This is a genomic window from Stenotrophomonas sp. Nf1 (assembly GCF_003028475.1).
In the GTDB taxonomy this organism is placed as follows: Bacteria; Pseudomonadota; Gammaproteobacteria; order Xanthomonadales; family Xanthomonadaceae; genus Stenotrophomonas.
The window spans coordinates 374,225-393,246 of sequence record NZ_PYTV01000002.1 but is presented as its reverse complement, the minus strand read 5'-3'; the positions used below and the strand labels follow the sequence as shown (position 1 = coordinate 393,246).

Genomic DNA, 19,022 nt, shown 5'->3' with positions numbered 1-19,022 from the left:
TCGGCGGTGAGGACCACCGACACGGCGCCGCCGGGTGCAGGAGTGCGCCCGGCGGCAGGAGGGTGGTAGAACCACGCCCTGCGTGGATGGTTGGGCCAGCCTCAATGCCGACCAACGGTCGGCATCCACCGGATCACGCTCGTACCCACCGGCTCACGCTCGCGCCCACCGGATCGCGCTCGCACCCACCGGCTCACGCTCGCCAGTAGATCCACGCCATGCGTGGATGCGTTGCCAGGGAAGAATCCTACAGCGCCAACACCCGCCGGTAGCTCAACGTCCCACGCCCATCGCGCAGCCCCAGCCGCAGTTCCAGCCCGGTGGCGGGCAACACCTCAGCCTGGCCCGGCAACGCCGCCCAGCCCACACCAGGCTGCCATGCACGCAGTTCGAAACGCTGTACATCGCGTGCCACGGCAATGCCCTTCGAAGGCTCCGGTGCGGGCAGGGGGTAGCGGTCGGTGGCTGCACCGCTGGCCCGCCACAACGTGTTGCCCTGCCGCCACCAGCGTACCCGCTGCCAGCGCAGCCCGTCGCTGCCCACGCTGCGGGTGATCTCCAGTGCGAAGCTGCCATCCGGGTGCCGCTCGCTCAGCAGCGAAGGCGGCAGCAGCCGCTGCGGCTGGTCCGCAGGGCGCACCGCACCATTCATCAGCGCGTCGTCTGCGCGCATTTCGATATCGCGCTGGAACTGCTGCAGTACCCGCAACGCGGTAGTGGTCTCGGCATCGGCCTGGCGCAGGCGCTGGTCGCTGCTGGCCACGCTGTCCAGCGCGCGCCAGCAGATCAATGCCAGTACGCCCATGATGGTGATCGCGATCATCACCTCGATCAGGGTGAACCCGCCGGCAGGGCGCCTCATGGCGGCGATGTCCACGGCAGCTGCAGCCGTGCCAGCGCCTGCGCCGGCGCATCCTCGGCAACCACGCTCAGTTCCAGCTGCGCTTGCCCGTCCGCGCCCGGCCCCAGCTGCTGCTGCACCAGGAAGCTGCCGCGCCCCTGCACGCAGCGCTGTCGCCCCTGCTGCGGCACCTGCCCGGAAAGGCGCAGTTCCTGCCAGCGATCCTGCGCGCACAGCAGCGCGAGGCGACGATCGCGCAGGCGCGATTGATCGTCGGTGGCCACGGCCACCGAGCGCATCACCGCGGCCAGCGCGATCGACACGATCGCCAGTGCGATCAGCACTTCAATCAGGGTGAATCCGCCCGCGTTCCGCTTCATTGCACGACCTGCAACTGTCCGCTGCCATCATCACGAAGACGCACGCTGCGGCCGTCCAGCGACAGTGCCAGTTCCCAGGGAACCCCGATCCATTCCGGGCTGAGTTCGATGGCGGTAGCGGGCTGTACCGTGACGCCTGCCGCCTGCCAGCGTTGCGGTCGCAGCAGATCGTCGCGCTGCACCTCCACCCAGCGGGAGCCATCGCGCCGGCTGAATCGATAGCCGGAGGCATCGGCCTGCCAGCGCAGGGCCCTGCCATCGATACGGGCCTCGTCGCGCGCCACCTGCAGGCGCTGCGCCAGCCGCTCAGCCTCCTGCCGCAGTTGGCGGGAGGGATCGAGCAGGCTGCCCAGCCCCAGGCCGATACCGGCCGTGCAGATGCCGATGATCACCAGCACCACCATCAGTTCCAGCAGGGTGAAGCCGCGCGGAATGCGCTGCATCGACATCGCCTCCTGTCCTTGCCGACGCCGGGCAGCGTACGCGCCCATGATGAAACAAAAGCGTCAGCGGCAGCTGTTAGCGTGGGCGTACACGAAGGTGGCGATGGTGCGGAACATGGATGGCAGGCGCTGGGATCGCAATCGGATGTTGACCCTGTTGGCAGCCACGCTGCTGCTGGCGGTGGTGGTCTATTGGGGCGTGACCCTGGCCGCGCCGGTAGCGGCCGCCGCCGCCAGCGAAGCGCACGCCGGGCCTCCCGCACGGCCCGCCTTCGATGCTGCTGCAAGCGTGCCGCTGGTGCGGCTGCTTTCACCGGGCGCGGTGCAGACCGAGGTTGTCGTGCTGGGCGTGATGGCCGGCGACCACGCGCCGCTGGCGCTGCTTTCGGTGGATGGCGGGCCCGCCGAGGCCTACGCGCCTGGGCAACGGCTGGGCCCGTCTACGGTGCTGGCCAGCGTCAGCGCCAGTACCGTGGAACTGACACAGGCCGGGCAGTCGCGCAGCCTGCCGGTGCCAGGGCTGCCCCCGATGCCGACCGATGGCATCGTGCCCAGCAAACAGCAAGGCGGCTCCCTGTAGAGCCGAGCCCATGCTCGGCTGCTCCTGCGTGATATTGCCGATGAATGCAAAGGCCGCCGAGCATGGGCTCGGCGCTACAGATGCGCAGGCTCAGCGCGCAGGTCGCTGCGGTACCACCGAGCGACCAAAGGCATCGCCCATGCGCTGCCGCGTGCCTTCCAGGTTGTACTGCATGCGCTGGTTTCCCGGTAACCGCATCAAGCGTTCGGCCTCGGGCAGCGTTGCCGGTTTGGCCGCGTTCGCAGGCGGCGCCAGTTTGCGCTGCAGGCAATCCCAGGCCGGGATGCGCTCGCCGTTGACCTGCACTTCGATGCAGGGCGCGGCAGCTTCCTGCTTCTTCGCCTCGTCGGCACGAACCGATGGCAGCGACAGCAGCAGGGCAGGGGCAAGGGCGGCGCGCAGGCACGCCATCAACGATTCACGCATCTCGAATCTCCCGCAGCAGTTCACGTTCTGCAATGAAGACGTGTGGCGAAGGCAGGGTCCGCCGGCAGGCGTTTCGGCGCTGTCAAAAGATGACAGTGCTGTCACAAAACTGTTGGCGGCTTTGACGCGGCGTACACGTCCTGTTGGTAGACCCACGCGCCGCTCCCTGGCCATTCCCTTCGATACGACGCGATGCCTTCGATGACTCCTGTTCCGTGCCGAGCCGACCGCCTCACGCTGCGCCTGCATCCACTGGTGCTGGCCCTGGCCGCGTTGCCGCTGCCACTGCTTGCGCAGGACGTGGTGCCGGCGCCCAGCGTCAACATCAACGAGTACATCGTGCGTGGCAACACGGTACTCGACCCACGCCAGATCGAACGCGCGGTGGAGCCGTTCCTCGGCCCGGGCAAGACGCTGGCCGATGTCGAGAAGGCGCGCGATGCGGTGAACGCCCTGTACCAGCAGGCCGGCTACCAGTCGGTCTATGTCGAGCTGCCGGAACAGCAGGTCAGTGGCGGCGTGGTACTGCTGAAAGTGCAGCAGACGCCGATCGGCCAGTTGCGTGTGGTGGGCACGAAGCATGAGTCTCCCGACCGCATCCGCGAGCGCGTGCCTGCGCTGGCCGAGGGCAAGGTGCCGGACTTCGACCAGGCCCAGAAGGAACTGACCGCGCTGAATGAGGGCGGGCGTCGCCAGGTGATGCCACTGGTGCGCGAAGGCCAGGTGCCGGGCACGATGGATGTGGATCTGCAGGTGGAGGAGAAGTCGCCGTGGCGCGCCAGTGCGGCGCTCAACAACGACCACAGCGCCGACACCGAGAAGCTGCGGCTGAGCGCGTCGCTGGCCTACGACAATCTGTGGAAACGCGGGCACAGTGCCAGCGTGAGCGTCTACATGGCGCCGGAAGATACCACGCAGGCCAAGGTGTTCTCGGCGTCATACACGATGCCGTTCGAGGGCACGCCGTGGAGCCTGGAAGCGTCCGGCTACAAATCCGACAGCCGCGTGCTCAATGCTGGTGGCCAGGTCGGCACCGGCACCGGCACCAATGTGATCGGTAACGGCCATTCGATCGGCCTCAAGCTCAACTACCGCCTGGCCGGCAGCAGCCAGTGGTGGCGCCAGCTCAGCCTCGGTGTGGATTTCAAGGACACCGAAGAAGATACGCAGATGGGCAAGGACAGCCTGAAGACGCCGTTGAAGTACGCGCCGATCACGCTGGGATTCGTCGGTGTGCGCCAGGGCGAACACGATCAGCTGAGCATCAATACCCAGCTGGTGGCCGGCACCCGGCGCCTGTTCGGCTATGGCAGCGACGCCACCGCGTTCGGCCAGAAGCGCTACTGGGCCGACCCGAGTTTCGTGGCGTTCAAGGCCGATGTGGCCAACACCCACACCTTCGGCAGTGACTGGCAGTGGTACGCGCGCGGCTCGCTGCAGGTGACCGACGCGCCGCTGGTGTCGGCCGAACAGTTTGCCGCCGGCGGTATGTACACCGTGCGTGGCTACCTGTCGGCCGAGGCGATCGGCGACTACGGCGGCTTGGCCAGCCTGGAATGGCGCACCCCGGCGTGGTCGCTGTGGAGCGGCACCGATCTGCGCGTCTACAGCTTTGCCGATGCGGCCTACCTGCGCCTGCGCCAGCCGCTGCCCGAACAGCGTGACAAGTACAACCTGGCCTCGGTCGGCCTGGGCGCGCAGCTGCGCCTGGGCGAACACCTGCAACTGCGCCTGGACTACGCCTGGCCCTACGCCGATGGCCCGGTCACGCGCAAGGACGACCCGCGCCTGCATTTCAACATCAGCACCAGCTACTGACCCTTTCCTTGAACATGCGTTCTCCGGAGACCCTTCGCATGGACCGTTTGCTTTCCCGAGTATTGCTGCTGCTGGCCGCGCTGGCCGCGCTGGTCGCGTTGCCCGCCGCTGCGGCCGATGCCAACTGGTGGCAGGCCGAATGGAAGTACCGCAAGCCGATCACCGTTGACGCTGGCCCGCAGGGCGCGGGCCTGGCCGGTGACCCGGGCCGCACGCCGCTGCTGCTGCGCCTGCATACCGGCAACTTCGGTTTCGACGGCACCCAGGATGCGGGCAACGACCTGCGTTTCGTCTCGGGCGATGGCCGCACCGTGCTGGCCCACCAGATCGAACAGTTCGATCCCACGCTGGGCCTGGCCCTGGTCTGGGTGGACGTGCCGGCGGTCAGCGCCGCTGCGCCGCAGACGATCTGGATGTACTACGGCAATGAAAAGGCCCCGGCCAGTGGCAACGGCCAGCAGGTGTTCGACCCGGACTACACGCTGGTCTATCACTTCGCCGAAGCAAACGCCCCGGCTCGCGATACCACCGCCTACGGCAACAATGCCGGTGCGGTGGCGTCGCCAGCGGAAGGTTCGGTGATCGGCCGTGGCGTGCAGCTGGGCACCGCGCCACTGCCGCTGCCGGCCAGCGCCTCGCTGGCACAGGAGGCGGGCGCACCGCTGACCGTCTCGGCCTGGATCAAGCCGGGCAGCAACAATGCCGCACAGGCCATCTACGCCCGCCGTGATGGCGCGTCCGAGCTGGTGCTGGGCCTCGAGAACCGGGTGCCGTTCGTGCAGCTCAATGGCCAGCGCAGCACGCCGGCACAACCGATTCCGGAAGGGCAGTGGGCGCACGTAGCCATCACCGCAGAGAAGGGCGCCGTGCAGCTGTACCTCAACGGTCGCGTGGTAGCGCAGCTCAGTGGTGATCTGCCGGCGCTGACCACCGCCCCGGTGCTGGGTGCCGACGCGCCCGGCGCGCCCCAGCCACTGGCCAACTTCGAAGGCGCGCTGGATGAGCTGCGCATCTCGCGGGTCGCGCGTCCGGCGGCACTGCTGCTGGCCGACGCCACCGCGCAGGGTGCCGATTCGCGCCTGATCAGCTACGGCGCCGATGAACAGTCGGCCGGCCAGAGCCACTTCGCCTTCATCCTCAAGGCGATGCCGTTCGATGCCTGGGTGGTGGTCGCCATCCTCGGCCTGATGATGTTGCTGTCGTGGGCGATCATGATCGCCAAGAGCCGCCACTTCGGCCGCACCAGCAAGGCCAATGCGGTATTCACCGAGAACTTTGGCAAGCTGTCCGGCGTGCCGCTGCGCACCCTGTCCGACATGGATCGCCAGGGCAAGGCGCCCACTGCGATGCACGACGGTTCGCTGTGGCGCATCTACCAGGTGGCCATCGATGAGATGCAGCAGCGCCATCAGCGCGACGGCAACAGTGGTTACCTCAGTGGGGCCACCATCGCCGCGATCCGCGCCTCCATGGATGCGGTGATGGTGCGCGAGCAGGAAGCGATGGCCCGCCGCATGAACTGGCTGTCGACCACCATCGAGGGCGCGCCGTACGTGGGCCTGTTCGGCACCGTGATCGGCATCATGCTGGTGTTCGTGGTGGCGGCGATGGCCGGCGCGGTGGACATCAACTCGGTGGCGCCGGGCATGGCCGCGGCGCTGTTGTGTACGGCGGCCGGCCTCGGCGTCGCGATCCCGGCACTGTTCGGCTACAACTATCTGGGCGCACGCGCCGAGGCGATCGGCGCCGACATGGCGGTGTTCATCGACGAGTTCGCTGCGCGTCTGGCCGAAGAGCAGGACGGGCGCGGCGCGGCCGCGGCCCAGGGCTGAGGGGCGAACCATGGGCCAGAAGGCGAAGTTCGGCATCAAGAAGCGCGAGAAGGGCATCAATGTGACGCCCTTCGTCGATGTGCTGCTGGTGGTGCTGGTGATCTTCATCCTGACCAGCAACGCCTCCATTCCCGGCATCGAGGTGAACCTGCCGAAGGCCAGCAACAGCGTGGCATTGGAGAAGCCCAAGACCAAGGCGATCACCATCGACCCCAGCGGCCAGGTGTTCCTGGATGCGTACCCGGTGACGATGGCTGAGCTGGAGGACCGCCTGCGCACCGAGCGCGCGACCACGCCGGATTTTCCGGTGATCGTGCGCGGCGATGCACAGGTGCAGTACGCCCGCGTGGTCGAGGTGCTGGACCTGCTGCGCCGGCTGGAGCTGGCCCAGGTCGGCCTGGTCACCGGCAAGGCACAGGGCTGAGGCATGACCGCCCATCAACCCCCTCGGCCGGAGCCTGGCATGCGCGGTCGCCAGCTGCTGGTGACCGTCGCGCTGGTGCTGGTCGCGTTGCTGGTGCTTGGCATCGCGGTGTGGTGGCTGCTGTTCAAGGACACCGCCAGCACCCGCCGGCCGGTGGTGCAGCCGCCGATGCTGGCGCTGCCGCCACCGCCTCCGCCGCCACCGCCGCCGCCGGAGAAGCCGCCGGAACCGGAGACACCGCCGGAAGAATCGATGCCCGAGCCGGAGCCGCTGGATCAGCCGACGCCGGCTGAAGAGCCCACGCCGACGCCGGACACCGCCGACCCGGTGACGATGAACGCCGACGCGCAGGCCGGCGGAGACAACTTCGGCATCCAGTCCGGCAGTGGCGGCGGTTCATCCGGCGTCGGCCGCGGTGGCGCCGGCAATGCCACCTATGGTCGCTACCTCGGTTACCTCATGCAGCAGGCGATCTCGCGCGACGACAAGGTCAAGCGGCTGGCATTCCAGCTGCAGGTGAATGTGTGGCTGGCCAGCGATGGCCGCCTGGAGAAGGTCGAGCTGGTGCGCGGCAGCGGCAACGAAGACGCCGATGCAGCCGTGCTCGATGCCCTGCGCCGCATCGGCAAGGTCGACCAGGCGCCACCACCGTCGCTCGATTTTCCCGCACGCGTGCTGATCCAGGGCCGCCGTCCCGGCGCCTGATTCCCGACTTCCGTGATTTCCCTTCTTTCGATGAGAACCGTGATGAACGACCACCACCGCGCACGAATCGACTCCCGCCGCCCGCGGCCGGCCCGACGGGCGCTGCTGTGCTGCGCCGTGCTGCTCAGCCTGGCCGCCCCGGCCGGTGCGATGGCCGCCGAGACCACCATGGTCAAGCTGATCAAGGGCCTGATCGCCAGCGGTGCGCTGAAGCCGGAAGACGGCCAGGCGCTGCTGGTGCAGGCCGAGGCTGAAGCCGCTGCGGCACAACGCACGGCAGCCACCAGCGGAGCCCCCGCCAGCGGCGGCGTGGCCCTGGAAGCCGGCGACGTGCGCGTGCCCTATGTGCCGCAGAGCGTGCGCGACGGCATCCGCGATGAAGTGCGCCAGGAGGTGATGGCGCAGGCGAAGTCGGAAGGCTGGGCGGCACCCAACGAGGTGGCCGAGTGGACCAAGCGGATCAAGGTTACCGGTGACATGCGCGTGCGCAGCGAGTCGCGGTTCTATTCCGAGCGCAACAGCGACATCGTGAGCAACTGGGCGTCGATCAACTCCGGCAGCGGCTTCGATACCAACACCAACACCAATCTGCAGCTGCCGCCGCTGCTCAACACCCGCCAGGACCGTCGCAACCTGTGGCGCATCCGCGCCCGCCTGGGTATCGAGGCGACCATCGGCCAGCACACCACCGCCGGCGTACGCCTGGCCAGCGGCAGCAGCAACGGCCCGGTATCGACCACCGAACAGCTGGGCGGCGGCCTGAGCAAGAAGGACGTGTGGCTGGACCAGGCCTGGCTGGCCTACAGCCCGGCCGACTGGGTGACAGTGCGGGGTGGTCGCTTCGGCAACCCGTTCTGGACCAGCGACACGCTGTTCTCCAACGATCTGAACTTCGATGGGCTGGCCGCCAACCTGAAGTACGACTTCGATGGCGGTGATCTCGATGTGTTCGGCAATCTTGCGGTGGTCCCGCTGGAGTACACCTCCGACAATGCGCCGAACCGCAACCAGGTGAAGACGCCCAACGAGAACAGGTGGCTGTCGGGCGCGCAGGTGGGCGTGAACTGGCGCTTCAATGAAGACAATGCCCTGCGCGCCGCAGTGGGCTACTACGATTTCAAGAACATCAGCGGCCGGCTGTCCTCACCGTGCCTGCTGTATGCCGGCGCCGACGGCTGCGATACCGACTGGTCGCGACCGGCGTTCATGCAGAAGGGCAACACCCTGATGCTGATCCGCGACATCGCGCGCAACCCGTTGGATCCGGCCAACACGCCAACCCCGCAGTACGTCGGCCTGGCCTCGGCATTCCGCCTGGCCACGCTCAACCTGCGCTGGGATACGCAGCTGGCGCAGGGCGTCGGGCTGCGCCTGGACGGCGATTACATCCGCAATCTTGCCTACGACAAGCAGGCGATGTTCAACCGCGCCAACAATGGCATCGTCAACAACTACGGTGCCGGCGGTGCCGCCAGCATCGATACCTTCCGCAGTGGCGATACCGCGTGGATGCTGCAGGCCACCTTCGGCGCCACCGAGTTGAGGGAGAAGGGCCAGTGGCAGGCGCTGCTGGGTTACAAGCGGATCGAGGCCGACGCGCTGCCCGATGCCTACAACGATCCGAACTTCCACCTGGGCGGCACCAATGCGCGCGGCTACTACGTGGGCGGCGCTTACGCGCTGGATGCGCGCAGCTGGATCAGCGGCAAGTGGATGGCGGCCAAGGAGGTGTCCGGGGCGCCGCTGTCGATCGATGTCTTCCAGCTGGAGTTCAACACCGGGTTCTAGACAGCGGGCGTGATGGCGGTCACGCGACACGTGGCGGGGGCGCAGCGATGCGCCCGTCTAAGGAAAGGAGACCACGCGTTGTTCAAAAGGAGGAGTGGATGAGCCGTCGCAAGCTGTTCGAGAGTCCCGAACCGTCCAGCCAGTCGCTGGGCATCGGCCCGGCCTACGTATCGGTGGAGGGCCTGCGCCAGCACCTGGCGGAGTTCCTGCTGTATGCGGGCCGGCCGGTGGTGATCATGCGCGGTCGCAGCGAAGTGGGCTACTTCCTGCCGGCGCGCTGCTGGCGCCAGCGTGACGACGATCCGCTGGCAGCTGCGGCGGCCGATCAGCTGCTGGATGCGGCCGGCTTCCGGGCCGAGGATATCCAGCAGGTGGAACAGGAGTTCAACGCCATGCGCCAGCGCACCGTGCTGCACTCACGGCGCTGAGCGGCCTGTAGAGCCGAGCCCATGCTCGGCTCCGCAGCATGCAGCCGAGCATGGGCTCGGCTCTACAGTAGATCCACGCCATGCGTGGATGGGGCTACGCGGTCGCCCCGCGCTCACTGGTGATGCGTGCACCCTCACGCATCACCAGCGTCACCGGCGTCTTCTCCACCACCTCCAGCAAGCGCTGCCATTGCGCGTCACTCAGTCCGGCGCTGGCATGCAGCACGCGGTGCACGTGGAAGCGTCCGTCGGCGTCACGCTCCGAGCGCAGTTCGGCATGGAATTGGCCAAGGTCCCAGCCCTTGCGCTGCGCGTACATGCGCAGGGTGATGGCCGTGCAGGCCGCCAGCGAAGCCAGGTACAGATCGAATGGCGCGAAGCCCTTGCCCTGGCCGCCCAGCGAGGCGGGCTCGTCAGCGTCCACTTCAAAGCTGCCATTGCTGAGGTGGTGCAGGTAGTTGTCGGCGGTCGAAACAACGCGTGCGTAGGCCATCGGGATCTCCTTCTGTCTGTAGCGTCGAGCCATGCTCGACGGCGCTCACTCGGTACGATCGTACGAGAACTGGATGCCCGCCGTGCCACCGGTCTCGATGAAGAGGTTCATGAAGGCCGGCACGGTCTCCGAGCGCGCCCAGTCGCGCTGCAGTTCGCAGAACAGCTGCGGCACGCTGATCAGCTGGCCGCCAGCCTGTTCGATGCGGCGCAGCGCGGCTTCGTGCGCGGCCAGCGAGGTACCGCCCACCGCGTCGACCACCACATACACCTCATAGCCTTCCTTCAACGCGTCCAGGGCCGGGAAGGTCAGGCAGGCCTCGGTCCACAGCGCGGTCATGATCAGTTTGCGGCGGCCGGTGGCTTCCACTGCCTTGCGGAACTCGACATCTTCCCAGGAGTTGATGGTGGTACGGTCATAGGTGGGGTAGTCGCCCAGCACCTTGCGCAGCTGCGGGATCGGTGGCTTGTTCAGGCCGGTCTGGACGTTCACCGTCGAATGCACGATCGGCAATCCATAGGCAACGGCGGCCTTGGCCGTGCCGACGATGTTGTTGACCAGCAGCTGGCGGTCCATCGATGCGATGGAGTTCACCTGCACCGGCTGGTAGTCGATGATGATGAAGGCGGAATTCTGCGGCGTCAGCAGATGGTCGCTGGCAGGATCGCGGATCGGTTCACTGGACATGGTAGGTCTCCGGGAGGCGGTGCCGACCTTGGGCCGGCACGTTGGGGGCTCAGGCGCGCTGCGAATCAAGCCGTTCGTGATGCTTCTGCACGTCCTGCGCCTTCAGGTAGCTTTCGATCAGCAGCTGGTAGTTGGGGAAGATCTTCGTATAGACCTCAGCCCACTGCTGCGCATCGTCGCGGTTCCAGCTGCGCTGGATTTCCGAGGCCACCGCGGCAGTATCCATCGGCACCACGCCGGCCTGCACCACGCGGGCCAGGGTGATCTCTTCGGCCATCTTCGAATAGGTGCCCGAGGCGTCGATCACCGCGAACACCTGGTAGCCATCGGCCACCGCGGCAATCGACGGGAACGCCATGCACACGCTGGTGATGGTGCCGGCGATGATCAGCTGCCTGCGGCCCGTGGCCTTCACCGCGGCAACGAAGTCGGGGTTGTCCCAGGCGTTGATCTCGCCCTTGCGCGCCACGTACTGCGCATGCGGTGCAGCGGCGTGGATGTCCGGAATCAATGGGCCATTGGGGCCCTGCGGCACCGATGCGGTGGTGATCACCGGCATCTTCGCCAGCGTGGCCATCGTCGCCAGTGCGGTGGCATGGGCGCGGACGGCCGTGAACGGCATATCGCCGATGGTCTGGAACAGTCCGCTCTGGTGGTCGATCAGCAGCATCGCCGCGTTGTCCGGGTCGATCACCGGGCGGGCACCATTGAAGTTGGCGGGGGTACTCATGGTCAGGCTCCTGGAGAAGGCGGGCGATGGCCCGCCGTGTCGATGCGCTCAGTGCGCGATCTGGCCGAAGCGGCCGCTGTTGAAATCGTTGACCGCCTGGGCGATCTCGGCCTGGCTGTTCATCACGAACGGGCCGTAGCCCACCACCGGCTCGTCGATCGGCTCGCCGCTGAGCAGCAGCACGGTGGCATCGCTGTCGGCGTCGACGAACACGTCCTCACCGCTGCGGTCGAAGGTGACCAGCTGTGCCTCGCCGACCGGGGCGCCGCCGTTGATCCGCACCGTGCCCTTCAGCACCACCAGCGCCAGCGTGCGGCCCTCGGCCACCGGCAACTCCGCATGCTGGCCCTGCAGCAGGCGGATGTCCCAGACATCCATCGGCGTGTGGGTGCGCGCCGGGCCGGCGTGGCCATCGAACTGCCCCGCAATGACACGGACGCGGCCAGCGCCGTCAGGCAGTGCGACCGAGGGGATCTGCGCGTCGAGCAGGGTCTGGTAGCCCGGCGTGCCCATCTTGTCGCGCGCCGGCAGGTTCACCCACAGCTGGACCATGTCCAGCGTGCCGCCGCGCCTGCTGAATTCCGGGGTATGGAACTCCTCGTGAAGGATGCCCGAGGCTGCGGTCATCCACTGCACGTCGCCCGGGCCGATGGTGCCGCCGGCGCCGGTCGAGTCACGATGGGCGACTTCGCCCTCGTAGACGATGGTGACCGTCTCGAAGCCGCGGTGCGGATGCTGGCCGACCCCGCGCGGGGTATCGCTGGGCGCGAAGCTGTACGGGCCGGCGTAGTCCAGCAGCAGGAACGGGCTCAGGTGCTGGCCGTGGGTGTTGTAGGAAAACATCGAACGGGCGGGGAATCCGTCGCCCACCCAGTGCGGCCGGGGCGCGCTGTAGGTACCGGTGACACGCTTCATGGCGATCTCCTGGCCGGGGCTGCCGGCCGCTGTTCTTCGTCGCGGAAACGATAGGGCTGCAACGATTGGACCGGTAGACGCCGATATTTGCCGTCATAGTCCTATCTGGTGAACAATGCCGGCAGGCCGCGCGCCGCAGGAGATCGCCCCGTGTTCATCGCTGATATCCGCCGTTGTGACCTCAACGACCTGTTCTACTTCGCCATGGTGGTCGAGCACGGCGGGTTCTCCCAGGCCGGGCGCGCCCTGGCCATGCCCAAGTCCAAGCTGAGCCGGCGCATCGCGCTGCTGGAAGAACGGCTGGGCGTGCGCCTGATCCAGCGTTCGACCCGGCGTTTTTCGGTCACCGAGATCGGGCAGGACTATTACCGCCACTGCAAGGCGATGCTGGTCGAGGCTGAAGCGGCCGAAGAGGCGATCGCGATGTCACGCGCCGAACCGCGCGGCACGATCCGGCTGGCGTGCCCGATCGCGATCCTGCATGCACGCATCGGCGTGATGCTGGCCGACTTCCTGGCCCTGCACCCCCAGGTGACGCTGCAGCTGGACGCCACCAATCGTCGCGTCGATGTGGTGGGCGAGGGCATGGATGTGGCCATCCGGGTGCGACCGCCGCCGCTGGAAGACAGCGACCTGGTGGTGCGCGTGCTGGCACGACGAGCCTGGTGCACCAGTGCCAGCCCGGCCTTGCTGCAACGCCTGGGTACGCCACAGGTGCCGGCCGATCTGGCGGTGCTGCCAACGGTGGATCTGGCTTCGCCCAGCCAGCTGCATGTGTGGGACTACAGCGGGCCCGATGAGGTGCAGGCCAGCGTGCATCATCGGCCACGCCTGGTCAGCGATGACATGATCGCGCTGCGTGCGGCAGCGGTGGCCGGGGTGGGCGTGCTGATGCTGCCCAGGATGATGATCACCGACGAGCTGGACAGTGGCGCGCTGGTGCCGGTGCTGCAGGAGTGGGCGCCGAAGCAGGGCATCGTGCATGCAGTGTTTCCGTCGCGGCGCGGGCTGCTGCCGGCGGTGCGGGCATTGATCGATTACCTGGCCGAGCGTTTCGAGGCGTTGGACGAGCCGTAGGTCTGCCCTCCACACATGGCGTGGATTACTGTAGAGCCGAGCCCATGCTCGGCTGTCCCTGGCGCATGCACAGCCGAGCATGGGCTCGGCTCTACAAGGCGTGGCTTGCCGCCTGCGGCCGCGCAGCCCATGCGGCGCGGCCTGCTGCCAGCGGTGCGGGCATTCATCGATTACCTGGCCGAGCCGTTGGCCTGCCATCCACGCATGGCGTGGATCTACTGTAGAGCCGAGCCTATGCTCGGCTGCCCTTGGCGCAGGCACAGCCGAGCATGGGCTCGGCTCTACAAGGCGTTGCATGCCGCTTGCGGCCGCGCAGCCCATGCGGCGCAGCTTGCTGCCGGCGGTGCGGGCATTGATCGATTACCTGGCCGAGCCGTTGGCCTGCCATCCACGCATGGCGTGGATCTACTGTAGAGCCGAGCCCATGCTCGGCTGCCCTTGGCGCAGGCACAGCCGAGCATGGGCTCGGCTCTACAAGGCGTGGCTTGCCGCCTGCGGCCGCGCAGCCCACAATCCACCTCCGGACCGTCGCCATCACGCCCATCATTCCCCGGTCCGGCCTTGGCACCTATGTCTCCCAATGCCCTGGCGCTGGTCGAGCTGCTGATCCGCGAGCGCCGTGCGTTGTCACGCTTCATCGCACGCTACCTCGACCCGGCCAGTACCGAGGACACCCTGCAGAACCTGTACCTGAAGGCCAGCAGCGTGCCCGGCGATCCGCCGATCCTGGAGCCGCGCGGCTACCTGTACCGGATGGCCTACCACCACGCGCTCAACCGCAGCCAGGCCGACGCGCGCGAGCGGCGCGCGATGGCCGAGTACGCTGTGGACATGGCCGATGCTGGCCACGATGGCGAGGCCCACGCGCTGGACCAGGCGCAGCTGCGCGAGATCACCCAGACCATCCTTGCCTTGCCGGCGCAGGTGCGCGAGTGCTTCGTGCTCAACCGCTACCTGGGCCTGAGCGAACGCGAGATCGCCGCCCGCCTGGGCATTTCCAAGAGCGTGGTCGGCAAGTACGTGCTGCGCGCGGCGCTGCTGATCCAGCAGCACCAGCAGGGAGCACGCCGATGAGCCGCGATTGCCGTGGGCAGATCGCCCCCGCCGTTGTCACAACAGGAAGGCGCACCCGTTCGTGGTGCGGCAGGCCACAACCATGATCACGTCCGAACCCTCGCCGCGTCAGGCCAGGCAGGCGTTGCGCTGGGTGATCCGGTGCAGTGCAGGCCCGCTGCCCGATCGCCAGCAACAAGCCCTTCAGCGCTGGCTGCAGGCCGATCCGCAGCATGCACAGGCCTGGCGCCAGCAACAGGCGTTCTGGCAGCGGCTCGATGCCGCCGGCCCCGAGGTGCTGGCGGCGCTGCCGGCGCTGACCGCCGATGACCGGGGCCTGCGCCCGATCGCGCCGCGCCGTCGGCTGCCCTGGCTGCTGGCCAGCGCGGCTGCGGTGGTACTGATGGTCGCAGCGGCACCGCACGCGTTGTTGCTGGCACGCAGCGACCTGCGCAGCAGCGACGCCCCGCGTGTGGTGCAGCTGGACGACGGCAGTACCGCCGTGCTGGATGCGGGCACCGCGCTGGCGCTGGACTTCGACGATGGGCAGCGCCGCCTGCGTCTGCTGCGCGGCCAGGCCTGGTTCCAGGTAGTCCACGAGTCGCGGCCGTTCCGGGTCGAGGCCGGTGGCGGCCAGATCCACGATATCGGCACGGCGTTCAGCGTCTCCCTGCACGACCACAGCGTCAGCACCGAGGTCAGCGAAGGCGTGGTCGAGGTGAGTCCGGGCGACGGCAGCGTTCAGCGCCTGCACGCCGGGCAGGTGCGGGCGTTCCGTGACGGCCGTTGGCTGCTGCCGGTGCAGCAGCGTGTGCCGGAGGACATCGCGCCCTGGCGCCGTGGCCAAGTGGCCATCGATGATCGCCCTGCCGCGCTGGCCATCGCCGATCTGGCGCGCTATCGCCGTGCACCGGTGTGGGTGTTGGGCGGGCAGGGTGCGCAGGTGCGGGTCAGCGGCCTGTTCCATGTGCAGCAGCCGGATACCGCCATCGATGCCGTGGCCGCGCAGGCGGGCCTGCGTGTGCAGCGCCTGCCAGGCGGTGCCATGGTGCTGTGGTGATGGGGGGCGCGCGTGGACGGATCGGCCGCATGAAAAAAACATGAAAAAACCGTGGGCAGCCGCTGCACCCTGCTGTCTATAGAGGTATAGCCAGAGCGAAACACCGTTTCTCCTCAAGCCAGACCCACCACCGGCAGCGGATCTGCCCGTGGTTCCGCCCCGCTTGAGGAGTTCCTGTCCATGCCGTCCACGGCATCTGCCTGTCACCGTCGCGCCACCGTTCTGGCTCTGGCCATCTCCACCGCACTGCTGCCGATGGCCTGGGTGCCGAGCGCGCAGGCGCAACCGGCGATCGTCGCGCCGTTGCGCACGTACGCCATTCCGGAACAACCCTTGGCCGATGCGGTGCGTGCATTCGGCCGCCAGGCCGACGTGCAGGTGGTGTTCCGCAGCGATCTGGTGGAAGGCCGCCGCTCCAGCGCGGTGAACGGCGAGTACAGCCAGATGCAGGCCCTGCAGCAGCTGCTGCGCGGCAGCGGGGTGCGCGCGCAGCGCGGCATGGATGGCACCTGGAGCCTGCGTGCGGCAGCGCAGGCCGGCGAGGGGGAAGGAGTGCGGGTGACCGACACACTGGACGTGGCCGGTCGCCTGCAAGCGGAGGGGGGCGAGGCCCGCGATCGGCGTGGCTACGATGATGTGTTCGCGCTCGACCTGACCACGGCGTACTCGGGGCGCGACCGGGTGGAGCGCTATCGCGGCTCCAATCCGGCCGACGTGGTCAAGGATCTGGTCGGTGTGTTCAGTGGCGACGCACGCAACAGCGGCGCGCTGGACATCAACATCCGTGGCATCCAGGGGCCGGGGCGGGTGCCGGTCAGCATCGATGGTGGCGAACAGGCGCTCACCGTCTGGCGCGGCTACAACGGGGTCAGCAACCGCAACTACATCGATCCCAACCTGATTGGTGGCATCCAGGTCATCAAGGGGCCAGGGCTGGTGCGCGATGTGCACAGCGGGATCGGCGGTGCGCTGGTGATCAAGACCATCGACGTTGATGACATCGTTGCGGCCGGCGAGCGCTTCGGCGGGGAGCTGAAGATCGAAGGCAGCAGCAATGCGGTGGCGCCGCGCCTGCCACGCCTGCACACCGGCGAAGACTACCGCACGGTATCCGGCTTCCCGCAGGGCTCGCCGGCCTCGCCCTATGACGACCGCACCCTGGTGGTGCCGGTGAAGTCGCGAAGTGGCAACAATCCCTTCGACGGCGAGGACCAGGCCTGGCGCCTGGCGCTCGGCTACCGCGGCGACACCGTCGACCTGATGGCCGCCTATGCCTGGCGCAAGCGTGGCAACTACTTCTCCGGCAGCAAGGGCAGCGCCTACTACGACCAGGACCCGCGCGAGCAGTACGAGTACCAGGGCATCGACTACATCACCACGCTGGCGCGCTACTTCAAGCCCGGCGATGAAGTGCCCAACACCTCCAGCGAACAGGAATCGTGGCTGCTGAAGGGCAGTTGGCAGATCAACGACGACCAGCAGCTCAAGGCCACCTGGCGGCGCACGCTGTCGCACTACGGCGAGATCATGCCCTCGCGCATCCTGTCGGCACCGGATTACGGCCGCATCCAGTGGCCGCTCAGCCGCGTCGCCTCCGATGCCTGGAACCTGGAATACCGCTTCCAGCCAGCCGGCAGCCGTTGGCTGGATCTGTACGCCAACCTGTGGCGCACCGAGACCGACAGCGATACCTACACTGCAGGCGGTTTTCCGAACTTCGCGCCGGGCAACCCGGCCTGGAACCCGGACGCCAGCCCGATCCTGCGCAACACCGCGCTGGCCAATGCGCGCAACGATCGCACCGGCCTGACCCTGAGCAACCGTTTCGCCCTGCATTCCACCCTGGATCTGACCGTGGGCGGCAACTGGCAGTACGAAAAGCTCGGCTCGCGCGACCCGTACTTCGGTCCCTCCGATGGTTGGCGCATGTTCCCGCGTGCCGGCCGCCGCCAGGAAGGCGAGGGCTACCTCAACCTGGAATGGCGCCCGTTCGAGTTCCTCACCCTCAATGCGGGCGTGCGCTACAGCCGCTACTGGGCGTTCGACGATTTCCTGCAGGCGCATCCGGAGCTGCTGACCAAGGGCGTGGGCGGCAAGGAAGCGACCTACCGGACCAACGAGCTGCCCGAACGCCCGGCCAGCCTGCAGGCGCAGATCGATGCGCTGGAATCCGAGCGCGAGTTCTGGGAGAGCATCGGCATGGGCTGGTTCGTCGATGATTCGCTGCGTGGCCTGCTGGCCTACTACGAAACGCCCCAGGCGGTGGAACACCGCATCGCCTGGCAGCCCGATGCCAATGGCAACTACAGCCGTGCCACCAACCCCTGCCTGAATGGCCAGGTGGCGGGCATTCCCGGTGCGCTGCCGCTCTACGCCGGTAGCGATCTGGTCTGCAGCATCGGCAGCACCCTGCAGTCGCGACCGGTGGACGGGCGCAACGAACGCCGTCGTGACCATGCCTGGCTGCCCAGCTTCTCGGCCACGGTGAACCTGTCGCCGGCCGCACGCGTCTACCTGCGCTACAGCGAGGCGGTGCGCTTCCCGAGCATGTTCGAAAGCACCATCGCCTTCTCCAGCAGCCTCAACCCGCTGTATGCGCTCAAGCCGGAACACGCCTACAACTACGAGTTGGCCTACGTGCACAACCTGTCAGGGCTTTTCGGCAACACCGCCGACGCCGATGTGAAGCTGTCCTACTACGTGCACAAGACCCGCGATGTGATCGAGCGTGATGCGTACTTCCTGTTCGACAACATCGACAAGCAGACCATCCGTGGCATCGAACTGCAGGCGCGCTTCGACAACCGCCGCTACTTCACCGACCTGGGCATCGCGCGCACGCTGGAAAACGAGGTGTGCGACGAAAGCACCGCGGTGCTGCTCGATGCCAACCGAGGCCTGGTTCCGAACTGCGTGCAGGACGGTTTCGTCGGTGGCTACCTGCTGACACAGGCCATTCCGAAACTGTCGGTGAACCTGTCGCTGGGCACCCGCCTGTTCGATGAGCGGTTGGAACTGGGCAGTCGCATCGTGCACTACCAGCGCCACGACAACCCGGACCTGCAGGCCTACCGCGACCGCCTGCTGGCCGGCGGCAGCAGCCTGCTCTGGCAGAACGTGCCGTTCACCTGGGGAAACATCACCACCGTCGATGCCTATGCGCGCTGGCGCTTCAACGAGCACGCCAGCGTGGAGCTGGTCGGCAGCAATCTGGGCAACCGTTACTACGTCGACCCAGCCACCCGCTCCACGCTGCCGGCGCCGGGCCGCACGATCAAGCTCGGCGTCACCGCGCGCTTCTGACCTTCCGCATTCAAGCGTTTCACCCGTAGTTCCCTCAAC

19 protein-coding genes are annotated in these 19,022 nt (G+C 67.6%); 11 read left to right on the top strand and 8 right to left on the bottom strand.

Going from position 1 to position 19,022, the window contains the following annotated elements:
- Positions 1-247 precede the first annotated feature (247 nt).
- Genes C9412_RS05655 through gspH form a run of 3 tightly spaced genes read right to left on the bottom strand, consistent with a single transcriptional unit; the run spans position 248 to position 1,664 of the window.
- Positions 248-862 carry a prepilin-type N-terminal cleavage/methylation domain-containing protein gene (locus C9412_RS05655; protein WP_107230889.1) on the bottom strand — a complete coding sequence of 205 codons (615 nt, stop codon included), beginning with the start codon at positions 860-862 and terminating at the stop codon, positions 248-250.
- Complete coding sequence (gene gspI, locus C9412_RS05650; RefSeq protein WP_107230720.1) at positions 859-1,221, bottom strand: type II secretion system minor pseudopilin GspI; 363 nt, start codon at positions 1,219-1,221, stop codon at positions 859-861. Before gspI ends, C9412_RS05655 begins: the two co-directional genes overlap by 4 nt.
- Positions 1,218-1,664 carry a type II secretion system minor pseudopilin GspH gene (gene gspH / locus C9412_RS05645; protein ID WP_107230888.1) on the bottom strand — a complete coding sequence of 149 codons (447 nt, stop codon included), beginning with the start codon at positions 1,662-1,664 and terminating at the stop codon, positions 1,218-1,220. Before gspH ends, gspI begins: the two co-directional genes overlap by 4 nt.
- A gap of 103 nt (positions 1,665-1,767) precedes the next feature.
- Here gspH and C9412_RS05640 point away from each other — a divergent pair, with 103 nt between their 5' ends.
- Positions 1,768-2,244 carry a general secretion pathway protein gene (locus tag C9412_RS05640; protein WP_181358726.1) on the top strand — a complete coding sequence of 159 codons (477 nt, stop codon included), beginning with the start codon at positions 1,768-1,770 and terminating at the stop codon, positions 2,242-2,244.
- Between the two features lie 90 nt (positions 2,245-2,334).
- Here the strand turns inward: C9412_RS05640 and C9412_RS05635 are convergent, their stop codons facing one another.
- Complete coding sequence (locus C9412_RS05635; protein ID WP_107230719.1) at positions 2,335-2,670, bottom strand: hypothetical protein; 336 nt, start codon at positions 2,668-2,670, stop codon at positions 2,335-2,337.
- Positions 2,671-2,871: 201 nt separating this feature from the next.
- Here C9412_RS05635 and C9412_RS05630 point away from each other — a divergent pair, with 201 nt between their 5' ends.
- The 6 genes from C9412_RS05630 to C9412_RS05605 all read left to right on the top strand — a co-directional run bounded on the left by C9412_RS05630 (position 2,872) and on the right by C9412_RS05605 (position 9,665).
- Positions 2,872-4,488: a ShlB/FhaC/HecB family hemolysin secretion/activation protein gene (locus C9412_RS05630; protein WP_107230718.1), complete on the top strand. Its 1,617-nt coding sequence runs from the start codon at positions 2,872-2,874 to the stop codon at positions 4,486-4,488.
- Between the two features lie 38 nt (positions 4,489-4,526).
- Positions 4,527-6,320: a MotA/TolQ/ExbB proton channel family protein gene (locus C9412_RS05625; RefSeq protein WP_107230717.1), complete on the top strand. Its 1,794-nt coding sequence runs from the start codon at positions 4,527-4,529 to the stop codon at positions 6,318-6,320.
- 10 nt (positions 6,321-6,330) lie between these two features.
- On the top strand, positions 6,331-6,744 hold the full coding sequence (locus C9412_RS05620) for a biopolymer transporter ExbD (RefSeq protein ID WP_005409874.1): 414 nt from the start codon (positions 6,331-6,333) through the stop codon (positions 6,742-6,744).
- Between the two features lie 39 nt (positions 6,745-6,783).
- The gene (locus tag C9412_RS05615; RefSeq protein ID WP_107230716.1) at positions 6,784-7,449 is read left to right on the top strand and encodes a cell envelope integrity protein TolA; all 666 of its coding nucleotides are present in this window, start codon (positions 6,784-6,786) and stop codon (positions 7,447-7,449) included.
- Positions 7,450-7,491: 42 nt separating this feature from the next.
- Positions 7,492-9,237, top strand: coding sequence for a putative porin (locus tag C9412_RS05610; RefSeq protein WP_107230715.1), 1,746 nt, complete (start codon positions 7,492-7,494; stop codon positions 9,235-9,237).
- A 98-nt stretch (positions 9,238-9,335) separates the two neighbouring features.
- The gene (locus tag C9412_RS05605) at positions 9,336-9,665 is read left to right on the top strand and encodes a hypothetical protein (protein ID WP_107230714.1); all 330 of its coding nucleotides are present in this window, start codon (positions 9,336-9,338) and stop codon (positions 9,663-9,665) included.
- 94 nt (positions 9,666-9,759) lie between these two features.
- Here the strand turns inward: C9412_RS05605 and C9412_RS05600 are convergent, their stop codons facing one another.
- The 4 genes from C9412_RS05600 to C9412_RS05585 are packed head-to-tail and all read right to left on the bottom strand — an operon-like array spanning position 9,760 to position 12,490.
- Entirely contained in the window at positions 9,760-10,158 is a 399-nt protein-coding gene (locus C9412_RS05600; RefSeq protein ID WP_107230713.1) for an OsmC family protein, read from the bottom strand.
- A 45-nt stretch (positions 10,159-10,203) separates the two neighbouring features.
- Positions 10,204-10,845 (bottom strand): hydrolase, encoded by a 642-nt coding sequence (locus C9412_RS05595; protein WP_107230712.1) that lies wholly within the window; start codon positions 10,843-10,845, stop codon positions 10,204-10,206.
- Positions 10,846-10,894: 49 nt separating this feature from the next.
- A complete protein-coding gene (locus C9412_RS05590; protein ID WP_107230711.1) occupies positions 10,895-11,575 on the bottom strand; it encodes an isochorismatase family protein in 681 nt (226 codons plus the stop codon).
- 48 nt (positions 11,576-11,623) lie between these two features.
- Positions 11,624-12,490: a pirin family protein gene (locus C9412_RS05585; protein WP_107230710.1), complete on the bottom strand. Its 867-nt coding sequence runs from the start codon at positions 12,488-12,490 to the stop codon at positions 11,624-11,626.
- Between the two features lie 150 nt (positions 12,491-12,640).
- On the opposite strand from C9412_RS05585, the gene C9412_RS05580 reads away from it, so the two are divergent.
- The 4 genes from C9412_RS05580 to C9412_RS05565 all read left to right on the top strand — a co-directional run bounded on the left by C9412_RS05580 (position 12,641) and on the right by C9412_RS05565 (position 18,983).
- On the top strand, positions 12,641-13,567 hold the full coding sequence (locus C9412_RS05580; protein WP_107230709.1) for a LysR family transcriptional regulator: 927 nt from the start codon (positions 12,641-12,643) through the stop codon (positions 13,565-13,567).
- Positions 13,568-14,137: 570 nt separating this feature from the next.
- Positions 14,138-14,641, top strand: coding sequence for an RNA polymerase sigma factor (locus tag C9412_RS05575; protein ID WP_107230708.1), 504 nt, complete (start codon positions 14,138-14,140; stop codon positions 14,639-14,641).
- Between the two features lie 82 nt (positions 14,642-14,723).
- Complete coding sequence (locus C9412_RS05570) at positions 14,724-15,680, top strand: FecR domain-containing protein (protein WP_107230707.1); 957 nt, start codon at positions 14,724-14,726, stop codon at positions 15,678-15,680.
- 180 nt (positions 15,681-15,860) lie between these two features.
- Positions 15,861-18,983 (top strand): TonB-dependent receptor, encoded by a 3,123-nt coding sequence (locus C9412_RS05565; RefSeq protein ID WP_107230706.1) that lies wholly within the window; start codon positions 15,861-15,863, stop codon positions 18,981-18,983.
- Positions 18,984-19,022 lie beyond the last annotated feature (39 nt).

Bases quoted from the DNA above. Each gene is read 5' to 3' on its own strand.
- C9412_RS05610 (WP_107230715.1), top strand. From the start codon at position 7,492: ATGAACGACCACCACCGCGCACGAATCGACTCCCGCCGCCCGCGGCCG.
- C9412_RS05630 (WP_107230718.1), top strand. From the start codon at position 2,872: ATGACTCCTGTTCCGTGCCGAGCCGACCGCCTCACGCTGCGCCTGCAT.
- C9412_RS05570 (WP_107230707.1), top strand. From the start codon at position 14,724: ATGATCACGTCCGAACCCTCGCCGCGTCAGGCCAGGCAGGCGTTGCGC.
- gspH (WP_107230888.1), bottom strand. From the start codon at position 1,664: ATGCAGCGCATTCCGCGCGGCTTCACCCTGCTGGAACTGATGGTGGTG.
- C9412_RS05585 (WP_107230710.1), bottom strand. From the start codon at position 12,490: ATGAAGCGTGTCACCGGTACCTACAGCGCGCCCCGGCCGCACTGGGTG.
- C9412_RS05590 (WP_107230711.1), bottom strand. From the start codon at position 11,575: ATGAGTACCCCCGCCAACTTCAATGGTGCCCGCCCGGTGATCGACCCG.
- C9412_RS05600 (WP_107230713.1), bottom strand. From the start codon at position 10,158: ATGGCCTACGCACGCGTTGTTTCGACCGCCGACAACTACCTGCACCAC.
- C9412_RS05605 (WP_107230714.1), top strand. From the start codon at position 9,336: ATGAGCCGTCGCAAGCTGTTCGAGAGTCCCGAACCGTCCAGCCAGTCG.
- C9412_RS05575 (WP_107230708.1), top strand. From the start codon at position 14,138: ATGTCTCCCAATGCCCTGGCGCTGGTCGAGCTGCTGATCCGCGAGCGC.
- C9412_RS05625 (WP_107230717.1), top strand. From the start codon at position 4,527: ATGGACCGTTTGCTTTCCCGAGTATTGCTGCTGCTGGCCGCGCTGGCC.
- C9412_RS05655 (WP_107230889.1), bottom strand. From the start codon at position 862: ATGAGGCGCCCTGCCGGCGGGTTCACCCTGATCGAGGTGATGATCGCG.
- C9412_RS05620 (WP_005409874.1), top strand. From the start codon at position 6,331: ATGGGCCAGAAGGCGAAGTTCGGCATCAAGAAGCGCGAGAAGGGCATC.
- C9412_RS05595 (WP_107230712.1), bottom strand. From the start codon at position 10,845: ATGTCCAGTGAACCGATCCGCGATCCTGCCAGCGACCATCTGCTGACG.
- C9412_RS05615 (WP_107230716.1), top strand. From the start codon at position 6,784: ATGCGCGGTCGCCAGCTGCTGGTGACCGTCGCGCTGGTGCTGGTCGCG.
- C9412_RS05565 (WP_107230706.1), top strand. From the start codon at position 15,861: ATGCCGTCCACGGCATCTGCCTGTCACCGTCGCGCCACCGTTCTGGCT.
- C9412_RS05635 (WP_107230719.1), bottom strand. From the start codon at position 2,670: ATGCGTGAATCGTTGATGGCGTGCCTGCGCGCCGCCCTTGCCCCTGCC.
- C9412_RS05640 (WP_181358726.1), top strand. From the start codon at position 1,768: ATGGTGCGGAACATGGATGGCAGGCGCTGGGATCGCAATCGGATGTTG.
- gspI (WP_107230720.1), bottom strand. From the start codon at position 1,221: ATGAAGCGGAACGCGGGCGGATTCACCCTGATTGAAGTGCTGATCGCA.